Source organism: Acinetobacter sp. SFA, assembly GCF_001647535.1.
Taxonomy (GTDB): domain Bacteria; phylum Pseudomonadota; class Gammaproteobacteria; order Pseudomonadales; family Moraxellaceae; genus Acinetobacter; species Acinetobacter pecorum.
In genome coordinates this window covers 121,568-141,596 of sequence record NZ_LSZI01000002.1, presented here as the reverse complement: position 1 = coordinate 141,596, position 20,029 = coordinate 121,568, and the positions used below count along the sequence as shown (strand labels likewise).

General features: G+C 43.9%; 17 protein-coding genes and 1 other RNA gene. 13 read left to right on the top strand and 5 right to left on the bottom strand.

The genetic code is table 11. From position 1 onward, the window contains the following. Positions 1–2: 2 nt before the first annotated feature. Positions 3–3,608: an AAA family ATPase gene (locus AY607_RS02190; protein WP_064101628.1), complete on the bottom strand. Its 3,606-nt coding sequence runs from the start codon at positions 3,606–3,608 to the stop codon at positions 3–5. Positions 3,609–3,616: 8 nt separating this feature from the next. Next, complete coding sequence (locus tag AY607_RS02185; RefSeq protein ID WP_064101627.1) at positions 3,617–4,870, bottom strand: exonuclease SbcCD subunit D; 1,254 nt, start codon at positions 4,868–4,870, stop codon at positions 3,617–3,619. A gap of 471 nt (positions 4,871–5,341) precedes the next feature. Here AY607_RS02185 and AY607_RS02180 point away from each other — a divergent pair, with 471 nt between their 5' ends. Both AY607_RS02180 and AY607_RS02175 read left to right on the top strand, forming a co-directional pair. Continuing rightward, complete coding sequence (locus AY607_RS02180; protein ID WP_064095778.1) at positions 5,342–5,800, top strand: ABZJ_00895 family protein; 459 nt, start codon at positions 5,342–5,344, stop codon at positions 5,798–5,800. Between the two features lie 156 nt (positions 5,801–5,956). Then, a complete protein-coding gene (locus tag AY607_RS02175; protein ID WP_064095777.1) occupies positions 5,957–6,862 on the top strand; it encodes a TIGR01777 family oxidoreductase in 906 nt (301 codons plus the stop codon). Here AY607_RS02175 and thiO read toward each other — a convergent pair. Both thiO and hemB read right to left on the bottom strand, forming a co-directional pair. Further along, on the bottom strand, positions 6,851–7,975 hold the full coding sequence (gene thiO, locus AY607_RS02170) for a glycine oxidase ThiO (RefSeq protein ID WP_064101626.1): 1,125 nt from the start codon (positions 7,973–7,975) through the stop codon (positions 6,851–6,853). The two genes, AY607_RS02175 and thiO, sit on opposite strands and share 12 nt — an antisense overlap. Before the next feature lie 15 nt (positions 7,976–7,990). After that, complete coding sequence (gene hemB / locus AY607_RS02165) at positions 7,991–9,004, bottom strand: porphobilinogen synthase (RefSeq protein WP_064101625.1); 1,014 nt, start codon at positions 9,002–9,004, stop codon at positions 7,991–7,993. 105 nt (positions 9,005–9,109) lie between these two features. Between hemB and AY607_RS02160 the strand changes: the two genes are divergently transcribed. Beyond that, positions 9,110–9,607 carry a thioesterase family protein gene (locus AY607_RS02160; RefSeq protein ID WP_004646146.1) on the top strand — a complete coding sequence of 166 codons (498 nt, stop codon included), beginning with the start codon at positions 9,110–9,112 and terminating at the stop codon, positions 9,605–9,607. Positions 9,608–9,686: 79 nt separating this feature from the next. Here the strand turns inward: AY607_RS02160 and glpK are convergent, their stop codons facing one another. After that, positions 9,687–11,171 (bottom strand): glycerol kinase GlpK, encoded by a 1,485-nt coding sequence (gene glpK / locus AY607_RS02155; protein ID WP_064101624.1) that lies wholly within the window; start codon positions 11,169–11,171, stop codon positions 9,687–9,689. 130 nt (positions 11,172–11,301) lie between these two features. Between glpK and ssrA the strand changes: the two genes are divergently transcribed. The 10 genes from ssrA to AY607_RS02110 all read left to right on the top strand — a co-directional run bounded on the left by ssrA (position 11,302) and on the right by AY607_RS02110 (position 20,018). Then, positions 11,302–11,660, top strand: a transfer-messenger RNA (tmRNA) gene (ssrA, locus tag AY607_RS02150). Positions 11,661–12,676: 1,016 nt separating this feature from the next. Next, on the top strand, positions 12,677–13,600 hold the full coding sequence (locus AY607_RS02145) for a DnaJ C-terminal domain-containing protein (protein WP_064101623.1): 924 nt from the start codon (positions 12,677–12,679) through the stop codon (positions 13,598–13,600). Between the two features lie 11 nt (positions 13,601–13,611). Beyond that, on the top strand, positions 13,612–13,938 hold the full coding sequence (locus tag AY607_RS02140) for a chaperone modulator CbpM (RefSeq protein ID WP_064101622.1): 327 nt from the start codon (positions 13,612–13,614) through the stop codon (positions 13,936–13,938). Between the two features lie 922 nt (positions 13,939–14,860). Further along, entirely contained in the window at positions 14,861–15,808 is a 948-nt protein-coding gene (locus AY607_RS02135; protein WP_064095757.1) for an aldo/keto reductase, read from the top strand. A 74-nt stretch (positions 15,809–15,882) separates the two neighbouring features. Next, complete coding sequence (locus AY607_RS15280) at positions 15,883–16,533, top strand: amidohydrolase family protein (protein ID WP_319822782.1); 651 nt, start codon at positions 15,883–15,885, stop codon at positions 16,531–16,533. Next, positions 16,485–16,967 (top strand): amidohydrolase family protein, encoded by a 483-nt coding sequence (locus tag AY607_RS15275; protein WP_205630791.1) that lies wholly within the window; start codon positions 16,485–16,487, stop codon positions 16,965–16,967. Before AY607_RS15280 ends, AY607_RS15275 begins: the two co-directional genes overlap by 49 nt. Positions 16,968–17,268: 301 nt before the next feature. Then, a complete protein-coding gene (locus AY607_RS02125; protein WP_064101646.1) occupies positions 17,269–17,646 on the top strand; it encodes a DUF2255 family protein in 378 nt (125 codons plus the stop codon). Between the two features lie 15 nt (positions 17,647–17,661). Next, positions 17,662–18,663, top strand: coding sequence for an aldo/keto reductase (locus tag AY607_RS02120; protein ID WP_064101621.1), 1,002 nt, complete (start codon positions 17,662–17,664; stop codon positions 18,661–18,663). 248 nt (positions 18,664–18,911) lie between these two features. After that, the gene (locus tag AY607_RS02115; protein ID WP_064101620.1) at positions 18,912–19,325 is read left to right on the top strand and encodes a RidA family protein; all 414 of its coding nucleotides are present in this window, start codon (positions 18,912–18,914) and stop codon (positions 19,323–19,325) included. A gap of 21 nt (positions 19,326–19,346) precedes the next feature. Next, positions 19,347–20,018: a DUF1028 domain-containing protein gene (locus AY607_RS02110; protein WP_064101619.1), complete on the top strand. Its 672-nt coding sequence runs from the start codon at positions 19,347–19,349 to the stop codon at positions 20,016–20,018. Positions 20,019–20,029: the final 11 nt, after the last annotated feature.

Below are 20,029 nucleotides of genomic sequence, written 5' to 3'. Positions count from 1 at the left end.
CGTTAACCTATAATCTGAATGGTACTGGCGCCTGCACCGACAGGCTTGACCTGAATTTGTACCGGAATCCGTTCATGCATTTCCTGTATATGTGAAATCAAAACGACTTTACGGCCCTGGCTTTGCAAATGATCCAGCGCATTCATGACCATATGTAAGGAGGCTGGATCTAGCGTCCCGAAACCTTCATCAATAAACAGTGATTCCAGTTTCATGGAGCCGGAGGCCATATTGGCAATCGCCAAAGCCAAAGCCAATGAAACCAGGAAGGTTTCACCCCCCGATAGGGACAGCACAGGGCGGACTTCACTATTCATGTCCAGATCAATAATCGCCAGACTCAGGCTTTCCGGAATACGGTGTAACTGATAGCGGGGTGCCAACGGTTGCAACTGCTGATTTGCATATTCCACCAGAATATCCAGATGATGTTCCTGGGCAATTTTCTGGAATTTGGTGCCTTCCTTATGTCCGATCAGATCGTAAATACGTCCCCAACGGTATTCTTCTGCTTTGATCTGCTCAATTTGCTGCTGATATTTGGCATAGGTGTTTTGATTATTGGCATTCATACGCAGTTTGGCATCAGTTTCATTGAGCACTTCCTGCTGCATTATTTTTTCCTGATGCAGCATGCCAAGCTTTTGTTCAATTTCCTCAAATTCATGTTCTGGCTGTAGTTTTAAATGGGCCTGATATTGTTCTTCCAGTAATTGCCAGGCTGTCCTGGCATTTTCGAGTGCCTGTTTCTGGTTGGCCAGATTCTGACGAATGCGTTGATGGGTGCTCAGATCAATACTGAGCCATTGTTCAATTTGAGCTGCCGTCACTTGCGGATGTGTTGCTTGCCATGCCTGAATATCTTGCTGATATTGAGCCAATTGCCGATCGATCTGCTGAAGTTGGCTGATAAATTCTTGCAGTTTTAAGTGGGTTTGATGCCACTGTTTTTCGGCCTGCGCCGTGCATTGACGCTGTTGTTCTAAAGCCTGCTCTAAGGTCTTGGCTTGTAGATCTAGTGCATCGCGCCATTCTGCAGCGATACGGTAGACTTGTCCTGCATGCTCTTTGGTCAGTTCAGCCAGTTGTTGACGCAGGTCTTTGCCTTGCTGAATTAACTGCTCTACAGACTGGCTTAATTGAGCAAAATTTTGCTGTTCCAATTGTAGTTGATACTGGCTCTTTTCCAATATCTGCTGCTGTTGATGCAGGTCAGATTCCAGCTGCTTTTGTACTGCCAACTGCTGCATGCGCTGCTCTAATTGTCGTTGCAACTGAGGTAAGCAGAGCATAGGTGGCTGCGACTGGTACTGCTCGGGCAGTACGCTTAAAACTGGATGTATCAGCTGGTCGAGTTGCTGACGTTGCTGTAGAGCCAGTTGTAATTGGTGCAATTGCTGTTGTTGTTGACGCCATTGTTGTAATGGTTGCTGGAGCTGTTGTTCCTGCTGTTGTGACAGTTCTAGCTGCTGGACCAGACTTTGAGTGTGATTTGCCAGTAACTGGATGAATGTAGGAAGATCATTGTGCTGCTCGGTAACCACTTCCAGTTTGAGTAGTTGAGATTTACAGTCAGCAGAGGATTGTTGAATCTGGTTTTGTAGGACCTGGCAACGCTGTTGCTGTTGCTCAATTACTGTTTGTGCTTTGGATATTTCAATGCGTTGCTGCTGCTGAGATTGCAGTTGCTGATCGAGCTGCTGTTTTGCCTGCCGTAACTGTTGCTCCTGTAACTGGCTCAGGCTCTGTTCCAGACGTTCATGGGCGGCATCGACAAAAGGATGGGCCATACTCCCACAGACCATGCATGGCTCATCCGGTTTTAACTGGGCACGAAGATCCTGCACACTTTGCGCATGCAATAAACGTTGCTGGGCAAGTATTTGTTCCAGGTGTTCATATGCCTGTTGTTCAGTCTGAATCTGCTGATACAGTGCCTGTTCGGCCTCTTGCTGGATTTTTAGTTGTTGCTGTTGGCTATTTACAGCAGATTGCAGTTGTTCAAATTCTTGTGATTGTTGAACGATTTGTTGCACCTGCTGTTGCAGCAGGTCGAGCTGACGCTGTTCGGTTTGGCGTTGCTGACGCACTTCCTGAATGGTTTTGAGCTGCTCTTCCAGCCGTTCCAGACTATGATGCTGTTGTATCCACTGGTTCAGATTTTCTGAAAGTGCTGTAACGGTTTTTTCCAGTTCAGGCAAAGGCTGCTTCAGGCTGTCCGGATTCTGTTGCTGCAGTTGCTGATACTGACGCATAAAGTCTTGTATACGTTGCAAGGTACTTTGCGGTTCCAGATCGAACACATTTAAAAAGCCAGATTCAGCCAATTGTTGTGCAACCTTTTCTTGCCGAGCTTGTAGCTGATTCAAAGTCTGCTGTTGCTGTCGAAGTTGTTCTTCTAAAGGCTGTAGACGAAGGATTTGAAACTGGCTTTGTTCTGCATGCAGTTTTTTGTACTGCTCTGATACCGTATCAATTGCATGATCCAGTCTTAAACCTGCTTCCAGATGCGGTTTCAGGCCTGCCAAGCGTTGCTGAAACTGTTGCTGCTTTTGTTGTAAGGCTGTAAATTTGGCTTCTTCTGCTACAAAGCTCTGTTTGAGCGTTTCAAATTCCAGTGTAAATTGGGTGTGCTGGTGCTGAATCTGCTCTTTTTGAGGGGCTAGACGGGTACGACTCACAAACTGATCCCGGATCGACTGGAATTCATCCAGCTGCTCCAGTAGCTGTTGCTGTCCTGCAGACTTATTTACTGCATCCTGCTGTACTTCGTAGACTTCTTTTTTGGCATGGACTTCTGCATAAAGTTTATGTCGGTCCAGATGCCATTGTTTCTCATTTTCCAGCAGTTTTTCAGATTGCTGCAAATTCTGAAGTTGCAAAGACAAAGAGTTCTGCTGCTGTTGTAAAGCGCTGATGTCTTCTTCAGACAAAATTTCAATATGCCCGATCAGCTTTTCCAGATCGTTGCGCTTGTTTTTGACTTCGCTGAATTTCTCTGCGGCTTTCTGACTGACCAGACTGAAAATCTGTGAATTAGTCAGATATTCCAGCAAATCTGCACGCTCATTGTCTTTGGCTTTAAGAAAGGCACCGACTTCTGACTGTGGCAATAAAACTGCGCGGGTAAACTGCTCAAAACTTAAGCCTACCAGTTTTTCAATGAGGGGGGTGACTTCCGATATTTTTTGCGTCAGTGTCGTGTCATCATCCAGACATTTGACGTAGCGGTCTACTTTTAGATTGCCATCGACTTTCTGGCGTGCCCGTTTAATTTCCCAGCGTGCCATATAGCGTTTGCTGTCGAGTGCAATAAATTCCAGTTCGGCAAAACCATGCACGCAGCCACGGCGCAGAATATTCTTGGAATCCTTGATGGACACATCCTGACCGCCAGTATCTTTCAGGCTGCCTGTGGCACCTTTTAGGCGAGGAATTTCATTGTATAGCGCCAGGCACATGGCATCGAGCAGGGTAGATTTCCCGGCACCAGTCTTGCCGGTGATGGCAATCAGGCCGGCATGAGCCAAAGGACTCGATTCAAAATCAATATGATGGGTGCCGGTGAGGGAGGCCAGATTATTAAGACTTAGACGTAAAATTTTCATGGCCGATCCTAGGCTTGTTGTTTTTGTGCAAGTTCGTGTTGGGCTTCATTCAGTAATTCCTGAAAATCCTGTTGTACCGAGTGATCCTGCTCATAGCCCATTTTTTTCCAGATATTGAAAAATAGCGATTCCGGGGTAGGGGGTGCCAGATCAATTTTAGACTGGCTTGAACTAAGGTCGACCTGTTGCTGGTAAATCCGGCTGATGCGCAGCAGTCGGTAACGGTTAGCAGGTAGGGCCTGTTCTATTTGCTGACGCAGGTCTACCGGAGGCGGCGCATCAGTGGTGTATTCCACTTCCAGAAAATGCCGTGCAGAAAGCTGCCCGATTTCTCCGGCAGGCAAGGCCTGAATTGTAGTGATTAAATTTTCCAGCTTTTCACGAATGCGGAACAGCTCGACAGTACGCGGAATGCTTAAGGCATCGTACTGAAAGCGGTTTTCCGGGTTTTGTTCGGGATCAATCCGGACTTCAACCACCTGATGCTGGTAATGGATTTCACTAAATGACAAAGGGATTGGGGAACCACTATAGCGAATATGCGGCTGACCGACTTTTTGTGGTTTATGCAAATGCCCTAGCGCGACATAATCAATCACGTCATCAAACAGCGCCGTCGACAGGGCTTCTTCATTGCCGACAATAATCGGACGCTCGGAGTCCGAGGTCTCACCACCTTGCATGTGCGCATGTGACATTAAAATCAGTGCCTGATGTGGCTGTTTGCGGGCTTTGGCTTCGGCAATCAGTTGTTGATGCAGATAACTGATCGCGTTCTGGTTATTGCTGGTATGTTCATTCAGTCCGGTAATTTCGGCACTGCGTAAATAGGGCAGGGTCAGACACCAGGCGATGATATTTTTATCCTGATCATAAATAGGAATAAGCAGACGATCTAGGTTCAAGGTATTTTCTGCCGTGCGGCCTACAATTCCCACTGCTTTGGCATTGAATTTGGTCAGCAAAGGTTCAACCTGCTCAATCCGGTAACCGGAATCATGATTGCCTGCAATCATCAGGGTCTGCATATGTGGCGCCAGGTCGTGGGCATCGGCCAGAAACTGGTACAGCTGTCTTTGCGCACTGGATGCAGGATTGATCACATCAAAAATATCACCGGCAATCAGCAGGGCATGCGGTTGCTTTGCTTGGATTTGCTCAAGTAGCCAAGTCAAAAACTGTGCATGTTCAAATTCACGGTCATGGTTATGGAAAAATTGTCCCAGATGCCAATCGGAAGTGTGAAGAAAATGAACTGCCATGTAATGAACCCCAAGATATCTGCCTTGCTACTATAGGAAAAAGCACAGGTAAAAATCTACTTGTAAAACGATATTTCAGCGAATTGTTAGTGATGTTGAAGCTGAATTTATTTTGATCAGTATGGATATTACTGGACGGTTGTATCCAGGTCATCAGATTTTAAAGGCTCTGCAAGCCCTGAGATTTTAAAAATAGGGATTTAAAAAAATAAAAACCGACGATTCGAGTGATGATGAAATCGTCGGTCAAATTTGTGTTACAGGAAGATTTTGGCTGCTATTCAAAATTTTCCTGTACACTAAGACTTATTGCTTTAGCTCTAAAGGTCAGCAAAAATTCGTGGATGCCAGTCCAAATTTTTGCCCCTTGTACTCTATATAACGTCACCCTCTAGTGGATGGTTGACAATAAAATGAAAAAAAATTTAATTTTTTTTATACTCACCTGTTGAAGATCACCGAGTCATGCACATGTTGCCACTAAGTCGTTATTTTACCTGGTTTTTCTTTATCTGTTTTATTTTTACCTGTATTTGTGGTGTGGTGGCAGCCCTATTACCGATGGGTATGGGCGCAATCTTGACGATTGTTCCCTATCTGGTGGCCATGATTTGGGTGCTTTTTAAATTTCTAAAACAGCAAAAACGTGCGCCGACCCAAGCAGAACGTAAAAAATTCACGCTCGGTTTTAGCCTGATTTATTGGGGCTATAATTTATTGTTTCTCTTGCTCGGTATTGTGATCGCCACCCGTTCCAATCCGAATGCCTGGCAGGACTTTCTGCTGTATCTACAGCAACCACAGTTTATGAGCATAGTGCTGATCATGTTTTTGATGATTGCGATTCCGCTGTATCTGCTGACGTACTGGTTTTATGGCAAGCAGGCCCAGCGTATGGCAGAGAAAATGTTTGGCCATTCGCCTCAGTGAGTATTGATGAATCATTGTGTGACAGCCGATCTTCATAAATTGATTGAATGATGAAAGATACAAATTCTCCACTACAAAAATATTCCTGCTTTAAAAAAGCTGAAGATGAGTGGCGTATAATTTAAACCAAGAAAATAATAAGGCGAAGAATGACTGATGTATAAACCTGTAGTGCTGGTGACGGGAGCGAGTGGTTTTATTGGCAGTCATCTCGTACGGTTTTTATTGGATCGTGATTATCGGGTGACTGGTCTGACCCGTCAGAAAAATAAACCTGAACCACATCCGGACTTTCACTGGATTAACCAGTTGGATGAATTAAAACAGCATCAGCTTGATTATGTGGTCAATCTGGCTGGCGAAAGCATTGGTCAAGGCCGCTGGACGGCAGCACGTAAAAAGAAATTGCTGGATAGCCGTTTAGACACCACCAAACAGGTTTTTGATTATTTAGAAAAAAATCAGCTTAAACCGAAACGAATTATTTCAACATCGGCCGTTGGTTATTATGGCATTGACCCCAATGAGCGCTGGGAACAGGTCTGCACGGAGCAAAGTCCGCCACAAGATATTTTTATGTCTGAACTTTGTGCAAAGTGGGAACAGCTGGCCTTGTCCTATACTAACCAGAACACCAAGATTGTTCGCTTTGCGGTGGTGTTTGGCAAAGGTGGCGGGATTCTTCCGCAGATGCTATTGCCGATTAAATTGAATCTGTTCGGGCGGATTGGTCATGGACGTCAGCCAGTGACCTGGGTGCATCTAGAGGATGTACTGCGAGCGATTGAATTCTTGATGCTCGAGGATACAACAGAGCAGATCTTTAATGTGATCGCGCCAGAAAAGAGCAGTCAGGCCCAGTTTGCGCGAACCGCGGCCCAGATTCTGCAGCGTAAATCCTTACTGCCACTGCCGGCATGCAGTCTGAAAATGATGCTGGGAGAACAGTCACAACTGGTATTGAACGGTCAGTATGTACAGCCCAAAGCCTTGCAGGAGGCTGGATTCCAGTTTCATTATCCAACCCTGAAAGAGGCGATGGATAATATCCTAAAGCACTAAGCGACTGGGCTCGAATAAACGGACTGGATCATAAGGATCTGGATCAACGATTGGCGCTTGTTCAAGGATGAGTTGAGCGAGTAGTTTTCCTGATGCCGGCCCCATACATAAACCATTCCGGAAATGTCCAAAATTGGCCCAGACATTGTGTAGCTTGGGAATTTTTCCAATATAGGGAATACCATCGGGTGAGCTGGGTCTTAATCCGGCCCATTGCTTGACCAGCGGAAAATCTGCCAGTTCCGGTACCATCTCGATGCACGCCTGCAAAATATCCTGCCGGATTTCCCTAGAAGGCGAGGTGTCAAAACCGACCTGACGCATACTGGAACCACATAACACATGTCCGTCTGGTCGTGGAATCAGGTACATAACCTTATTCATGCACATGGTCGGCAGCCAGTTTTCTGGCGTTTTAAACAGCAGCATCTGACCTTGCACCGGTTGTACCGGAATTCCCAAACCAAGTTGCTGTGACCAGTATTGTGACCATGCTCCGGTTGTGAACACATACTGATCTGCCTGAAAAAGCCGGCCATGTTCATCTGAGATACTTTTTACACGGCCTTGCTGAATATTGAGCCGAGTGATTTTACAGTCTTCTTGCCAGGTGACACGAGTATGCTGCTTCAAATAGCGAATGATCGACTGTAATAACCGTGGATTACGGATATTGGCCAGTTCAGGGAAATAAATCGCCTGTTTGAATTTGCTCTGATTAATTCTGGGATTGAGCTGTTGCAGCTTAGCCTGATTAAGTAATTTTGCCTGTTGCTGCGGCTCTTGATGTGTTGTGGCATAACTTAAACCGATTTCAAAATCGGCTTTATCAAAAATCAGCATACCTGTTTCATGAATCTGGAAATCGATGCCAGTGAAAGGTTGCAGTTTTTGATTCCAGTCCTGATACATGGGTTTGGCATGTCGGGCCAAAGCATTTACAGGAGCGGGATAACGCCAGGGATACATCGGGGAGAGGATGCCTCCTCCAGCCCATGATGCAGCCTGTCCGGCGGCCTGCTGATCAAAAAGAGTAACAGAACATCCCTGTTCAAGCAGTTCCAGCGCCGACATCAGACCGGTGATGCCAGCGCCGATAATGGCAATATGCATTACGCCGCAGTCCTTTTACTTCATGTCTTTCAGTTTAAGCGCAGCTTCTTCAGCAAAATAGGTCCAGATACCATCTGCACCGGCACGACGACAGCTCATCAATGATTCTAAAATGACGCTATCAGATAACCAGCCATTTTGAATTGCCGCAGCCAGCATCGCGTATTCGCCACTGACCTGATAAACAAAGGTCGGTATGCCAAAAGTGTCTTTGACTTCGCGGACGATATCCAGATAAGGCATGCCCGGTTTAATAATCACCATGTCTGCACCTTCCTGAATATCCAGCGCAATTTCATGCAGGGCTTCAGCACGGTTACCGACATCCATCTGGTAATTGTATTTATTGCCGCCTTTTAAATTGCTGGCAGAACCGACTGCATCACGGAACGGGCCATAGAAGCTTGATGCATATTTGGCTGAATAGGCCATGATCGAAGTATAGATATGACCATTTTGCTCAAAGGCCTGACGAATCGCACCGATCCGGCCATCCATCATGTCACTTGGAGCAAACACATCTGCACCGGCTTCGGCATGGCTCAAGCCCTGTTTAATCAGGCACTCGACCGTTTCATCATTTAAGACATAACCGTTCTCATCAATAATGCCATCCTGTCCATGCGTGGTATACGGGTCTAATGCGCCGTCAGTAATCAACACCATTTCTGGCAGTTCTTTTTTCAATAAACGTAAGGTGTTTTGCACCAGACCATCTTCACGCCATGCGGCTTCTGCAGTCAGGCTTTTATCTTCTTGTGGGGTGACCGGAAATAGCGCCAGTTTATTGACACCGAGTTCCAGCAGACGTTCTGATTTTTTTAACAGCAAGTCTGCTGATAGACGCTGGATATTCGGCATGCTTGGAATATTTTGGGTCTGGTTTTGTCCTGGCAGGACAAATACTGGATAAATGAGATGATCTGCCGCGAGATGGGTTTCACGAACCATCGAACGTAAATGTTCATTTTTACGAATACGACGCATGCGAGTTGCAGGAAACGCGGGACGATTGAACGTATAAGTCATAAAAATCTCAGTAATCAGTATTAAACTAGGCCTCTATTGTAGCCCTAACTCAAATTTTTGGGCATAAATTAGCGGTTTTTTATTGTGGTGGATTCGGGCAGAGTGATGAGTAAGACAGAGAGAAACTGGACGGGTAATATACATCTGGGCTCGAAAGTGGATATTGATGTAGTCCTGAACCAGCTGGTACATGCTTTTAATAGCTCTCCTTTTTTTAAGCATAACGGCATGACCATGCGGGTGGTCGAGGGCCAGATTGAGGCCTATGTAGAAATGCAGGATTTCATGATTGGTAATGTGGCTTTCCAGATTCTGCATGGCGGTCTGGCTGCAACTGTACTGGATAGTGTCGGTGGTATTGTGGCCATGGGCGAGCTGTATAAAAAAGCCGAACCGGAAACGATTGCAGATACCATTAAAAAAGTGTCGCGTCTGGCGACGGTCGATATGCGGGTGGATTATCTGGCGCCTGGACGTGGCAAATATTTTATTGCACGTGCAGAAACCTTACGTTTGGGGCGTAAGGGCTGCACCATGCGCATGACCATGGTCAATGATGAAGATAAGGCAATTGCAACAGCGATTGCTTCTTATGCCTATTAATGAAATCGTGAATTGAGGAAGTTAAAAAGCACTGTTTAACAGTGCTTTTTTATGATGATCAAATATGAACCTAGAGGATTTAGAGATCAGATTTAGCCCGTTTCAAGGCATTTTTCCATTTGGCTAAATGCATTTCTCTTTCGTCATTTTGCATTTTGGGTTCAAAAGCACGGTCCAGCTGCCAGGACTGGGAAATTTCATCCAGGTTTGAAAATACGCCAGCTTTTAATCCGGCCATGGCGGCCGCACCCCAAGCAGTAGCTTCCAGCATTTTCGGACGCAGTACCGGTACATTCAGAATATCGGCCTGAAATTGCATCAGCATGTCATTGCTGCTGGCACCACCATCAACCCGCAGTTCTTTAAGTGGATGTGCAATATCAGATTGCATCGCACTGAGCACATCCGATACCTGAAAGGCGATTGATTCTAATGCTGCACGAGCGATATGCGCTTTGGTCGTACCGCGTGACATGCCACAGAGTAAGGCACGTGCTTCACTATCCCAATGCGGCGCGCCCAGACCGGTAAATGCCGGAACCAGAACCACGCCGTCACTATGCTCGACCTGGTGTGCCAGTTTTTCCACATCACTGCTTTTTTGAATAATTCCGAGGCCATCGCGTAACCATTGCACTACAGCACCAGCCATAAATACGCTGCCTTCCAGCGCATAGGTAGTTTGGCCTTGGGCTTGCCAGGCAAGAGTAGAAAGCAGCTTGTTCTGGCTGAGCTGAATATTATGCCCGGTATTGAATAGCATAAAGCAGCCAGTACCATAGGTGTTTTTAGCGCTGCCCACCTCAAAACAGGACTGGCCAAAAAGTGCAGACTGCTGATCCCCCAAAATTCCGGTAATGGGAATATTGGCCCCAAGTAAGCCAGAAGCAGTGTCAGCGACATAACTATCAGAAGAGATAATTTTCGGTAAGACCGAAGCCGGGATATTAAACAGCTCGAGTAGCTCTTCATCCCACGATTGTTGCTGCAGATTCATTAACATGGTACGTGAAGCGTTACTGGCTTCAATGACGTGCTCTGCGCCTTGGGTCAGATTCCAGATCAGCCAGCTATCGATCGTACCAAATGCCACATGGCCTTGTTCAGCGAGTGCCCGTACTCCCTCGACATGCTCTAAAAACCAGACCAATTTTCCCGCACTAAAATAAGGGTCAATCCGTAAGCCTGTTTTTTGCTGAATTTTGGACATCAAGCCTTGATCAATCAGCCGGTTACACCAGTCAGAAGTACGACGATCCTGCCAGACGATTGCCGGGGCGAGCGGTTTGCCATTTCGACGATCCCAGACTACAGTCGTTTCGCGCTGGTTAGTCAGGCCAATGGCCTGAATGTCTTTTGCCAGAATACCTGCAGTGGCTAAAGCTTGCTGTACCACAGCAATCTGTGAGCTCCAGATTTCTTGGGCATCCTGTTCTATCCAACCGGAGTGAGGGGTGTGGATCTGTGTTTCATGCTGCGCTGTGGCTTGAACTTGCCCGTGTTCATTAAAAATAATGGCCCGGCTTGAAGTGGTTCCCTGGTCCAGGGCCAGTAAATAGCTCATAATTTTTCTGTTATTCGGCTTGAAAAGTAAAATATTAGCGCAATAATGTAATTAAGCGCATCAAGTTGTGTAAATGTTCAGAAAAGGCATCGTAATTTTTGACATTTATGCTATGATTGCCTTGTACTTTGGGGGTGTTTCTGGCTTCGACGCTGGTGATGAAACTCATAGATGCATGCCGAGAGCGCATTTTCTCTCGTAAATCAAATTTGCATTTTTTAGTCGCAAACGACGAATCATACGCTCTAGCTGCCTAAGGGCAGCTTGTCCGCCTCTCCGAATACTTGTGGTTAGAGAGTCCGACTGAAGCGCACGCACACAAGTCCGTATAAAGCCAAGCCTCGGGGCTTTGTACTAAATTAAGAGGATCGCGATTTGTATCCTGTTCGTCGGGTCACAAAGAGTTAAAACAATAGACGATATCTAAGCATGTAGTATTCTCGAGCGTAATGCTGGCGGACGCGGGTTCAACTCCCGCCACCTCCACCAAAATTCTTTCCGAAGTAATCCATCGGAATCTAAAAAAGCCTTTAAACTCAATGTTTAAAGGCTTTTTTATTGGCTGTATTGTCCGACTCTGTCCTACGCTGTGTGACCCCATTTTTGCTTTGTATAGGTAAAAATAGGTAAAAATTTTCTTAATATATTAAAAATTAGTATGTTATACAGTTGATTCAACTGATGCTGCTTAGACTCTACTTTCTTTTTGACCTTTATAACTTCTGCACTATTGAGCAGATGCAATGACTTCGATATGCCCTATAAGCCATTTCTTAATTCTGGAGTTATGCATAAGTCTTAATTTTGAATATTCGTTTGAATTGGAGTTTATTCAACACGATCTGTAGAAATTCATATCAATATTTAAAATCTGTTTCTGAATTAAAAAAGAGTCTTATATGGACTCTTTTTTATGGGTAGTTATTTGGAGATCCTGCTTTATAAAGATAAGGTTCTGTATTTATTCTATAAGTTTCTCTGCCAAAAATTTATTGAAGTTTATATATCCAGGCTTAAGCTGATCTATATGTCTGTGTATCAACGAAATCGGATGGTAGATCTACATTTAAGTATAAAGTAGATATAACGATCTATCGGGATAGGATAGATCGTGACTGAGGACGATACTTTGTATCGAATGTTCCACGATTTTAATAAGCCTTAGCGAGTAACCAGATCTGCCCAACAGGTTAAAGAAGCGGCTGCAGAAGTTTTTTTATCGGGTATTGTTTCCACTTGTGCAGAAATCTAGCATGATTTTAAAATCATGAGTACAGATATACCTATGGGTAAGAGGCTATTTTATAATATTTTTTATTATGATAATCCATTAAGTAATCAGCTATAGCAGCTGTCATCAGAAAAACTATATTATGCTATAATTTTAATGTGTTATTTTTTGTGTGCAACGAAATAATTTATAACAAGAAAAATCCTTAAAAGGTTTTTTTATCTTTAAAAAATTTGAATAATGATTAAAACATAAACAATAAAATAGAGTAGATATGGCCAAGAATTATTATGAAATATTAGGTGTATCTCGAGATGCAACTGATGAGCAAATTAAAAAAGCTTATCGTAAACTTGCAAGAAAATATCATCCAGATGTCAGTAAAGAAGCTGATGCTCAAGAGCGTATGCAAGAAGTAAATGTTGCCTACGATGTGTTAAGTAATGAAGAAAAAAAAGCAGAATATGATTTTGAATTAGACCATCCACAGAGTAGCCGTAGCCAAGGTGGGAATAGTCATCAATATTATTCCAATATGGGCGGGCAGGATTTTTCAGGGTTTGAGGACTTGTTTGGTCGCTTTGGCGGTGGTTTTGGTGGTTTTAATGAACAGCGTTATCAAGGTCGAGCATCCTATAAAGGGGATGATCAACATGCGACTCTAGAAGTAGATCTGGATGTTGCATTCCATGGCGCAACTCAAAATGTCACATTACAGATTCCCACTATCAATGCATATGGGCAAGCAGAAGTACAGCGTAAAGTCTTAAAAGTTAAAATTCCAAAAGGCATGAAAGCAGGCCAAAAAATCCGTTTAACAGGACAAGGACAACCGGGTATTCATGGTGGTGAAAATGGCGATCTGTATATTGAAATCCAATATAAAGCTACAGATTCAACTTATGTTGAAAACGCGGATGTCTATCATCATCTGAAGATTAGTCCATGGGAAGCAGCACTTGGACAATCCATTATGGCAAGTTTACCCAATGGCAAACAACTCAATATTCAGATTCCTAAAAATGCAAAAACAGGTCAACAATTACGTTTAAAAAATCAGGGTATTCCTGCGAAAGATCCAGGGCATTTATTCCTGATCCTCGATATTGTGCAACCAGATGCGCAAACTGAGCAACAAAAACAGGCTTATGAAGCATTTGCAGCAGCATTTTCAAACTTTAAGCCGAGATCATCATAAGGAGTAAAATTATGACAACAGTTAAATATTATGAGGTGGTCTTAGAAGATATCCAGCAGGTAGAAGTTTTAGATGAACAACAACATTATGATTTAAATAGTTTTGCTCAAGTCTGTGGTCAAAGTCCTGAATGGGTTCTACAACTGATTGAATACGATATTTTGCCACATCGCTTAAATGCATCAGATTTATATTTTTTAGTAGATGATGTGTCACGTGCACAAAAAGCGTATCGTTTACAGCGTGATTTTGATGCAAGTTTTACTGCTGTGGCCATGATGCTGGATTTAATCGAAGAATTAGAGCAACTTCGACGTATAACTAAATATCAGAGATAGATTTAAAATATTGGGTTTATCTCTAAAAATTAGAGCTTAACTCAATATTTAATCATTATTCTATAGCTAAGGTTTAAAACTAGAAAATTAAAATATAATCAGCATATTTTTTTAAAATGCTTCCTAATTTTGGATAAATAATATTATCTTTTTTAAATTGTAGTTCTTTTAATCAAATGATGTGTGGTACTAATTGGAATATAGTCAGAATAATAACAATTATTATGAATCCCTTTTAACTGTAAAACTTACCAAATAACTGAGACTTGAATATTTCATAACATTTTTTTAATCATCTTTTTGGTTGCTCAGATAAGGAAACATTCACAGTATAAATTAGCATGATCTCGTATAATTAATAATAATCGAAAATCTTTCTTATAGCTTCTGCAATATAGCTTTCGTGTCTAATTCTTTATTAAAAATAGTTAAATATATTTGATCTAATTTCCCCTTATTTTTGCTTTACAAAAACTCAAGATTATTAACAACTCTAGCCTTAAGATCCATGCCCTATAAGCGTTTAATGTGATTATGTCTGCTGTTCATGACGGGTTTTTTTGACTTATAGCCTCAAAAGATAAAGGGCAATTTTGCATCTGGATTATTTGGACTCAGACATTACCCGAAAAAATATGCAGTTAGCCTGATTCGGGAAGTCATATAGCCTTGAAATCCGCATAATCTCTGGATGTGGCCGGGCATAATTTTTTGTCGGAAAGAGGTGAAATGTATCTATAAAAAGAAGAGAGAGCAAGTTCAGGATCGTAAGTTTCTTTTTTATGAGAGAGTACTTTACTAAGTATATTGCAACGGCATTTATCTTGTAAAAAACATCCAATTCTTCAACAGATTCTTTTCTTTATTGACTCTCATTTGGCTGGATACTGAATGACTTCACCGGCTGTTTTAGGAGTAGAAAATGAAAAAATTACCGAAAGTAGCATTGGGCACCTGGTCCTGGGGAACAGGATTTGCAGGAGGAGATACCGTATTTGGCAATCACCTTTCTGATAGCCAGATGGCCGAGATCTTCAGCAAGGCTATGCAGCAAGGGCTGAATTTATGGGACACAGCTCCTGTTTACGGGATGGGGAGTTCCGAAACGGCGCTGGGTAAGCTGATTCCTCAATATCCGCGCGAAGATATCATTATATCAACCAAGTTTACGCCGCAAATTGCAGATGAGCAGTCAGCTGAACCCGTAACAGCCATGCTCAATGCCAGCCTTGAGCGTCTGGGTGTGCAAGATATTGATATTTATTGGATACATAATCCTGCTGATGTAGAGCGATGGACGCCAGGTCTGATTCCTCTTTTACAGAGTGGAAAGGTAAAGCAGGTCGGTGTTTCAAATCACAGCTTGAAACAAATAAGTCGTGTAAACGAGATTTTAAAACCAGCCGGTTTCTCGGTCAGTGCAGTTCAGAATCACTACAGTATGCTCTATCGTTCCTCTGAAGAAGCCGGGATTCTCGATTATTGCCATCAAAATAATATGACCTTTTTTGCCTATATGGTGCTCGAGCAAGGTGCTCTCAGTGGTCGTTATGACTCGCAACATCCTATGCCTGCGGGTAGTGACCGTGCTGAAACCTATAACAATGTTTTACCGCAGCTAGAAAAACTAACTGCTGCAATGAAGGAAATGGGAGACCAGAAGAATGCCAGCGTGGCCCAGATTGCCATTGCCTGGGCAATTGCAAAGGGAACGCTCCCCATCATCGGCGTAACCAAAGTTGATCATGTTACAGATGCTTCCAGAGCAGCAGAGATTCAGCTTAGCGCTGACGAAATGGTCACCTTGGAGGAGTTGGCTAAAGCAACAGGCGTGGATACCCGAGGTGCCTGGGAAAAACCGATGATTTAACAGGTCTGATGCCAGCAAAGAGGTCCCTTTGAGTAGACTTTTAACCATATTCAGTTGATGGTTGTGTTGGCCCTTTGTATGAAAGACATCAGCAGAAACAAGTTGGCGTCATCTGTATCACTTGCGAGAAAAAAATGAAAATAATTTGTGTGGAAGAACACTATCTCGATAAGGCATTTTCTAAAGCGTCCATGGCTGTCGCGCTTGCACAGGCTCCATTTCTGCTTGACTGGGCAAAGACGGTTACAGATGGTAATTCTCCGGATCGAAGCCGTCCTCAAATTGAGAAAAATGATCTAATAAATTTAAAAGGTTCAGACCTAGGTAGCGGACGTCTGGCGGATATGGATCAAGCTGGGATTACAATGCCGGTTCTTTCTGTTGGCGGATTTCCTCATTTGGCACCTGCTGCTGAAGCGGTAAATTTAAGCCACGCCGCGAATGACCGCCTTGCTCGAGCAGTGAATGCTCATCCCGACCGGTTTGCGGCATTCGCAACGCTCCCTTGGGCTCAGCCGGATGAGGCCGAAAAAGAGCTGGAGCGAACGGTCAAAGAATTAGGTTTCAAGGGTGCTCTGCTCAATGGGCGGCTTTCATCCCATTTTATTGACCATCCCGATTTCAACCGGCTACTGAAATGCTTTAACGCGCTGGGCGTGCTCACCCCGGGCTTCCTGTGCGCAGCGTACAGCAGGCGTATTACAGCGGTTTCAATAGTGAGGTGACTGCCAGACTTTCCATGTTTGGCTGGGGTTGGCATCACGAGGCAGGTATTCAGCTGCTGCGCTTAATCCTTTCAGGTGCTTTTGATAAATATCCAAATCTTCAGGTCATTAGCGGTCACTGGGGAGAGATGTTACCGTTCTGGTTGCAACGCCTAGATGACAGCCTTCCCCAGGCCGCGACAGGATTAAAGCGTACCCTGACCCAAACCTTTCAGGAACAGGTATATGTGACCCCATCAGGTATGCTCACGCTGCCACATTTTCAGTTTATTTATGGACTGATGGGGCCACAACGGATTCTTTTTTCTGTGGATTATCCTTATCAGACTCTAGATGGCATACAAGAATTTATTCAAAGTTTACCCATTTCGGAAGAGGACAAAGAAGCAATAGCCTTCCGCAATGCTGAACGGTTACTCCAAATAAAGTCATGATGAAACAGGCTATAGAGCACGATATGCATGCGCTGCTGAATTGGCTTAAACGTCATTAAGCGTATTCATACGCTAATAGAGAATAGGGTCGACTTATACCTGAGGCTTGAATGGCTAGAAGAATTTTTTGATCAGTAGGTTGAGGATAATCAAAGCCGGTTAAATTAAAAACTCTCAGCAGACTCTGCAAGCTGGTCAGATCAATAATGTGAATCGTGATGAGCTAATGCCAATTCCGGGTGTCAGTTCTTATTTTCACGATTTGGTTACTTATGAAGTGTGTGAATATCAGGAGGTGCAGATGAGCTGGGATCCAGATCTACTTGATCAAATTAACAAGGCAGATGATTTGAAAATTGCGCCATATCATCATGATATGCAAACAACAGGTACACCGACCTGGATATGGGAGGTGGTCGTTGAAAACCGTCTTTTTGTACGGGCATACAGCGGAGTAACATCCCGTTGGTTCAAAGCTGCCCTTAAGCAAAGGGCCGGCAGAATCTATGCAGCAGGCAAGGTTTATGAAGTCAGTTTTTCACCTGTGTCTGATCCCTTATTACAGCAAAAAATTGATGATGCTTACCGCCATAAATATGCTCAAAGCAGCTACCTGCCTAGCATGATTAGTGAACGAGCTATCTCAGCTACGGTTGAAATTTCACCCAAAAATGATTGAGGAGTGAATAGTCAAATGCAATATACACAACTGGGCAAAAGTGATTTAACGGTATCTCGTATTTGCATGGGATGCATGGGTTTTGGCGATCCGTCCACAGGTCAACATAGCTGGACACTGGGAGAGCAGGAAAGTCGTGACATTATCCGCTATGGTCTGGAACAGGGAATTAATTTTTTCGATACTGCCATTGCCTATCAAAATGGATCAAGTGAGCGTTATGTGGGTCAAGCGCTGCGCGATATGACACAGCGCGATAAAGTCGTTTTGGCCACCAAATTCTTACCGCGTACACCCGAACAAATTACCCGCGGTATTGACGGGAAGCAGGCGATAGCACAATCCCTTGATCAGAGCCTGCAAAATCTGGGCATGGACTATATTGATCTCTATATTTACCACATCTGGGATTACAATACTCCCATCATTGACGTGCTTGAGGTTCTGCATCAGGCCATCAAGAGTGGGAAGATCCGTGCGATTGGCATCTCCAACTGCTATGCATGGCAATTGGCCAAAGCGAATGCACTGGCGGAGTGTGAAGGGCTTAGCCAGTTTGTTTCCGTGCAGAGTCACTACAACCTGATCATGCGTGAGGATGAGCGTGAACTTTCGGGTCTGTGCGCTGAAGAAGGGATTGCAATGACGCCTTACAGTGCTTTGGCCAGCGGTCGTCTCGCCCGGCAGAAAGACTATCAGACCCGACGCGCCGTTGAAGATGATTATGCAAAACTGAAATACGATAAAACGGCTGCTCAGGATCAGATCATCATCGATAGGGTGGCTGAACTTGCCAGACGTTATCAGGTTTCAATGACTGAAATTTCACTGGCATGGCTGCTCACAAAAGTTACAGCTCCAGTCGTAGGCATAACTAAAAAATATCAGATTGATGATGCAGTAAATGCCGTAAATTTACAGCTCAAGCAAGAAGATATTGATTATCTGGAAGAACGTTATCAGCCACATTTTCTGTCTGGAGTCATGGCACAAAACACACCGCTCCCTAAACGATAATTGTCGTATTAAATTTCACCCTGATTTTAAAGGAAATCAGCTCGAGCAGGGAAGTGTTGCATACCCCTAGCTTAGTTTTTTCTGAAAGCAGATAAAAATCGAAGAGTTAAAAAAATATTTAAAAATACTCTATAAAAACAAAATATTAACTGGTAAGGAATTTTTGAATTAGCACCACGGAAAAGGGAAATTGCCTTCCAGATGGATTAACTCATACTGAAGATGTACCAAAGCGAGGAACATCTTAAATGAAACATACACGTATTAGAACATTCAACACAAAAGCCACTTATCCAGAACAAAGTTTAGATAACGATTTATGCCAGGCAGTAGTGGCACGTGGCAGCACAGTTTTTCTTCGTGGCCAAATTGGCCAGAACCTGGATACCTCTGAAAGTGTATGTGTTGGCGATGCTGCAGGTCAAGCTGAGCAGGCGATGTATAACATCAAAATGTTACTGGAAGAGGCGGGCGGCGAGCTGGAAGACATTTGCAAAATCACAATCTATATCATTGATCCACGTTACCGCGAAGAGGTTTACCGTGTGGTTGGCAAATGGTTAAAAGGTGTTTTCCCAGTATCGACCGGTATTGTCGTTTCTGCCCTGGCACGTCCAGAATGGCTGGTCGAAATTGATGCAACCGCAGTCATTCCTGATTAATGCAGAAAAGGATAACTGCCTATGACATTTTCTATTATTGCTCGTTGCCACAAAACGGGGCAATTTGGAGGGGCGATCAGTTCCTCTTCTCCAGCTGTAGCAGCACGGTGCATCCAGGCCAGAGCGGGCGTAGGGGTTGCTACATCTCAGAACATCACAGATCCACACTTGGCAAACATTTTGCTAGATATGATCAAATATGATCTGGCTCCAGAAGAATCGATCGTGGAATTAGTGAAAAATACGGAATTTATCGAGTATAGACAGCTAACAGTGATCAATTCTGACGAAAAACCTGCTGCATTTAGTGGCAAGAATACACTGGGTGTTTATTCACAGTGCATTGGTGAGCATGCTGTTGGTGCGGGAAATCTTCTTGCCAATGAAACTATTCCCAAAGTGATGGTCGAGGTGTTTCATCAAACTGAAGGTAGTTTGGCAGAGCGCCTGTTAAGCGCTTTACAAGCAGGTTTAGCAGCAGGAGGCGAGGCTGGTCCAGTTCATTCAGCAGGTCTTTTGGTGGTGGATAAGCTGGAATGGCCTATAGTTAATTTACGGGTTGACTGGTCTGAAACGCCAATAGAAGACCTCTATCAATTGTGGAAAGTCTATGAGCCGCAAGTTGAAGATTATGTTATTCGTGCTTTAAACCCATCTGGCTCTCCGAGCTATGGGGTTGCTGGGGATGAATAAGACTTCAATGA

What these genes read in the sequence shown, in the direction of transcription:
- AY607_RS02190 (WP_064101628.1), bottom strand. Translation starts at nt 3,608, where the DNA reads ATGAAAATTTTACGTCTAAGTCTTAATAATCTGGCCTCCCTCACCGGC.
- AY607_RS02185 (WP_064101627.1), bottom strand. Translation starts at nt 4,870, where the DNA reads ATGGCAGTTCATTTTCTTCACACTTCCGATTGGCATCTGGGACAATTT.
- AY607_RS02180 (WP_064095778.1), top strand. Translation starts at nt 5,342, where the DNA reads ATGTTGCCACTAAGTCGTTATTTTACCTGGTTTTTCTTTATCTGTTTT.
- AY607_RS02175 (WP_064095777.1), top strand. Translation starts at nt 5,957, where the DNA reads ATGTATAAACCTGTAGTGCTGGTGACGGGAGCGAGTGGTTTTATTGGC.
- thiO (WP_064101626.1), bottom strand. Translation starts at nt 7,975, where the DNA reads ATGCATATTGCCATTATCGGCGCTGGCATCACCGGTCTGATGTCGGCG.
- hemB (WP_064101625.1), bottom strand. Translation starts at nt 9,004, where the DNA reads ATGACTTATACGTTCAATCGTCCCGCGTTTCCTGCAACTCGCATGCGT.
- AY607_RS02160 (WP_004646146.1), top strand. Translation starts at nt 9,110, where the DNA reads ATGAGTAAGACAGAGAGAAACTGGACGGGTAATATACATCTGGGCTCG.
- glpK (WP_064101624.1), bottom strand. Translation starts at nt 11,171, where the DNA reads ATGAGCTATTTACTGGCCCTGGACCAGGGAACCACTTCAAGCCGGGCC.
- AY607_RS02145 (WP_064101623.1), top strand. Translation starts at nt 12,677, where the DNA reads ATGGCCAAGAATTATTATGAAATATTAGGTGTATCTCGAGATGCAACT.
- AY607_RS02140 (WP_064101622.1), top strand. Translation starts at nt 13,612, where the DNA reads ATGACAACAGTTAAATATTATGAGGTGGTCTTAGAAGATATCCAGCAG.
- AY607_RS02135 (WP_064095757.1), top strand. Translation starts at nt 14,861, where the DNA reads ATGAAAAAATTACCGAAAGTAGCATTGGGCACCTGGTCCTGGGGAACA.
- AY607_RS02125 (WP_064101646.1), top strand. Translation starts at nt 17,269, where the DNA reads ATGAGCTGGGATCCAGATCTACTTGATCAAATTAACAAGGCAGATGAT.
- AY607_RS02120 (WP_064101621.1), top strand. Translation starts at nt 17,662, where the DNA reads ATGCAATATACACAACTGGGCAAAAGTGATTTAACGGTATCTCGTATT.
- AY607_RS02115 (WP_064101620.1), top strand. Translation starts at nt 18,912, where the DNA reads ATGAAACATACACGTATTAGAACATTCAACACAAAAGCCACTTATCCA.
- AY607_RS02110 (WP_064101619.1), top strand. Translation starts at nt 19,347, where the DNA reads ATGACATTTTCTATTATTGCTCGTTGCCACAAAACGGGGCAATTTGGA.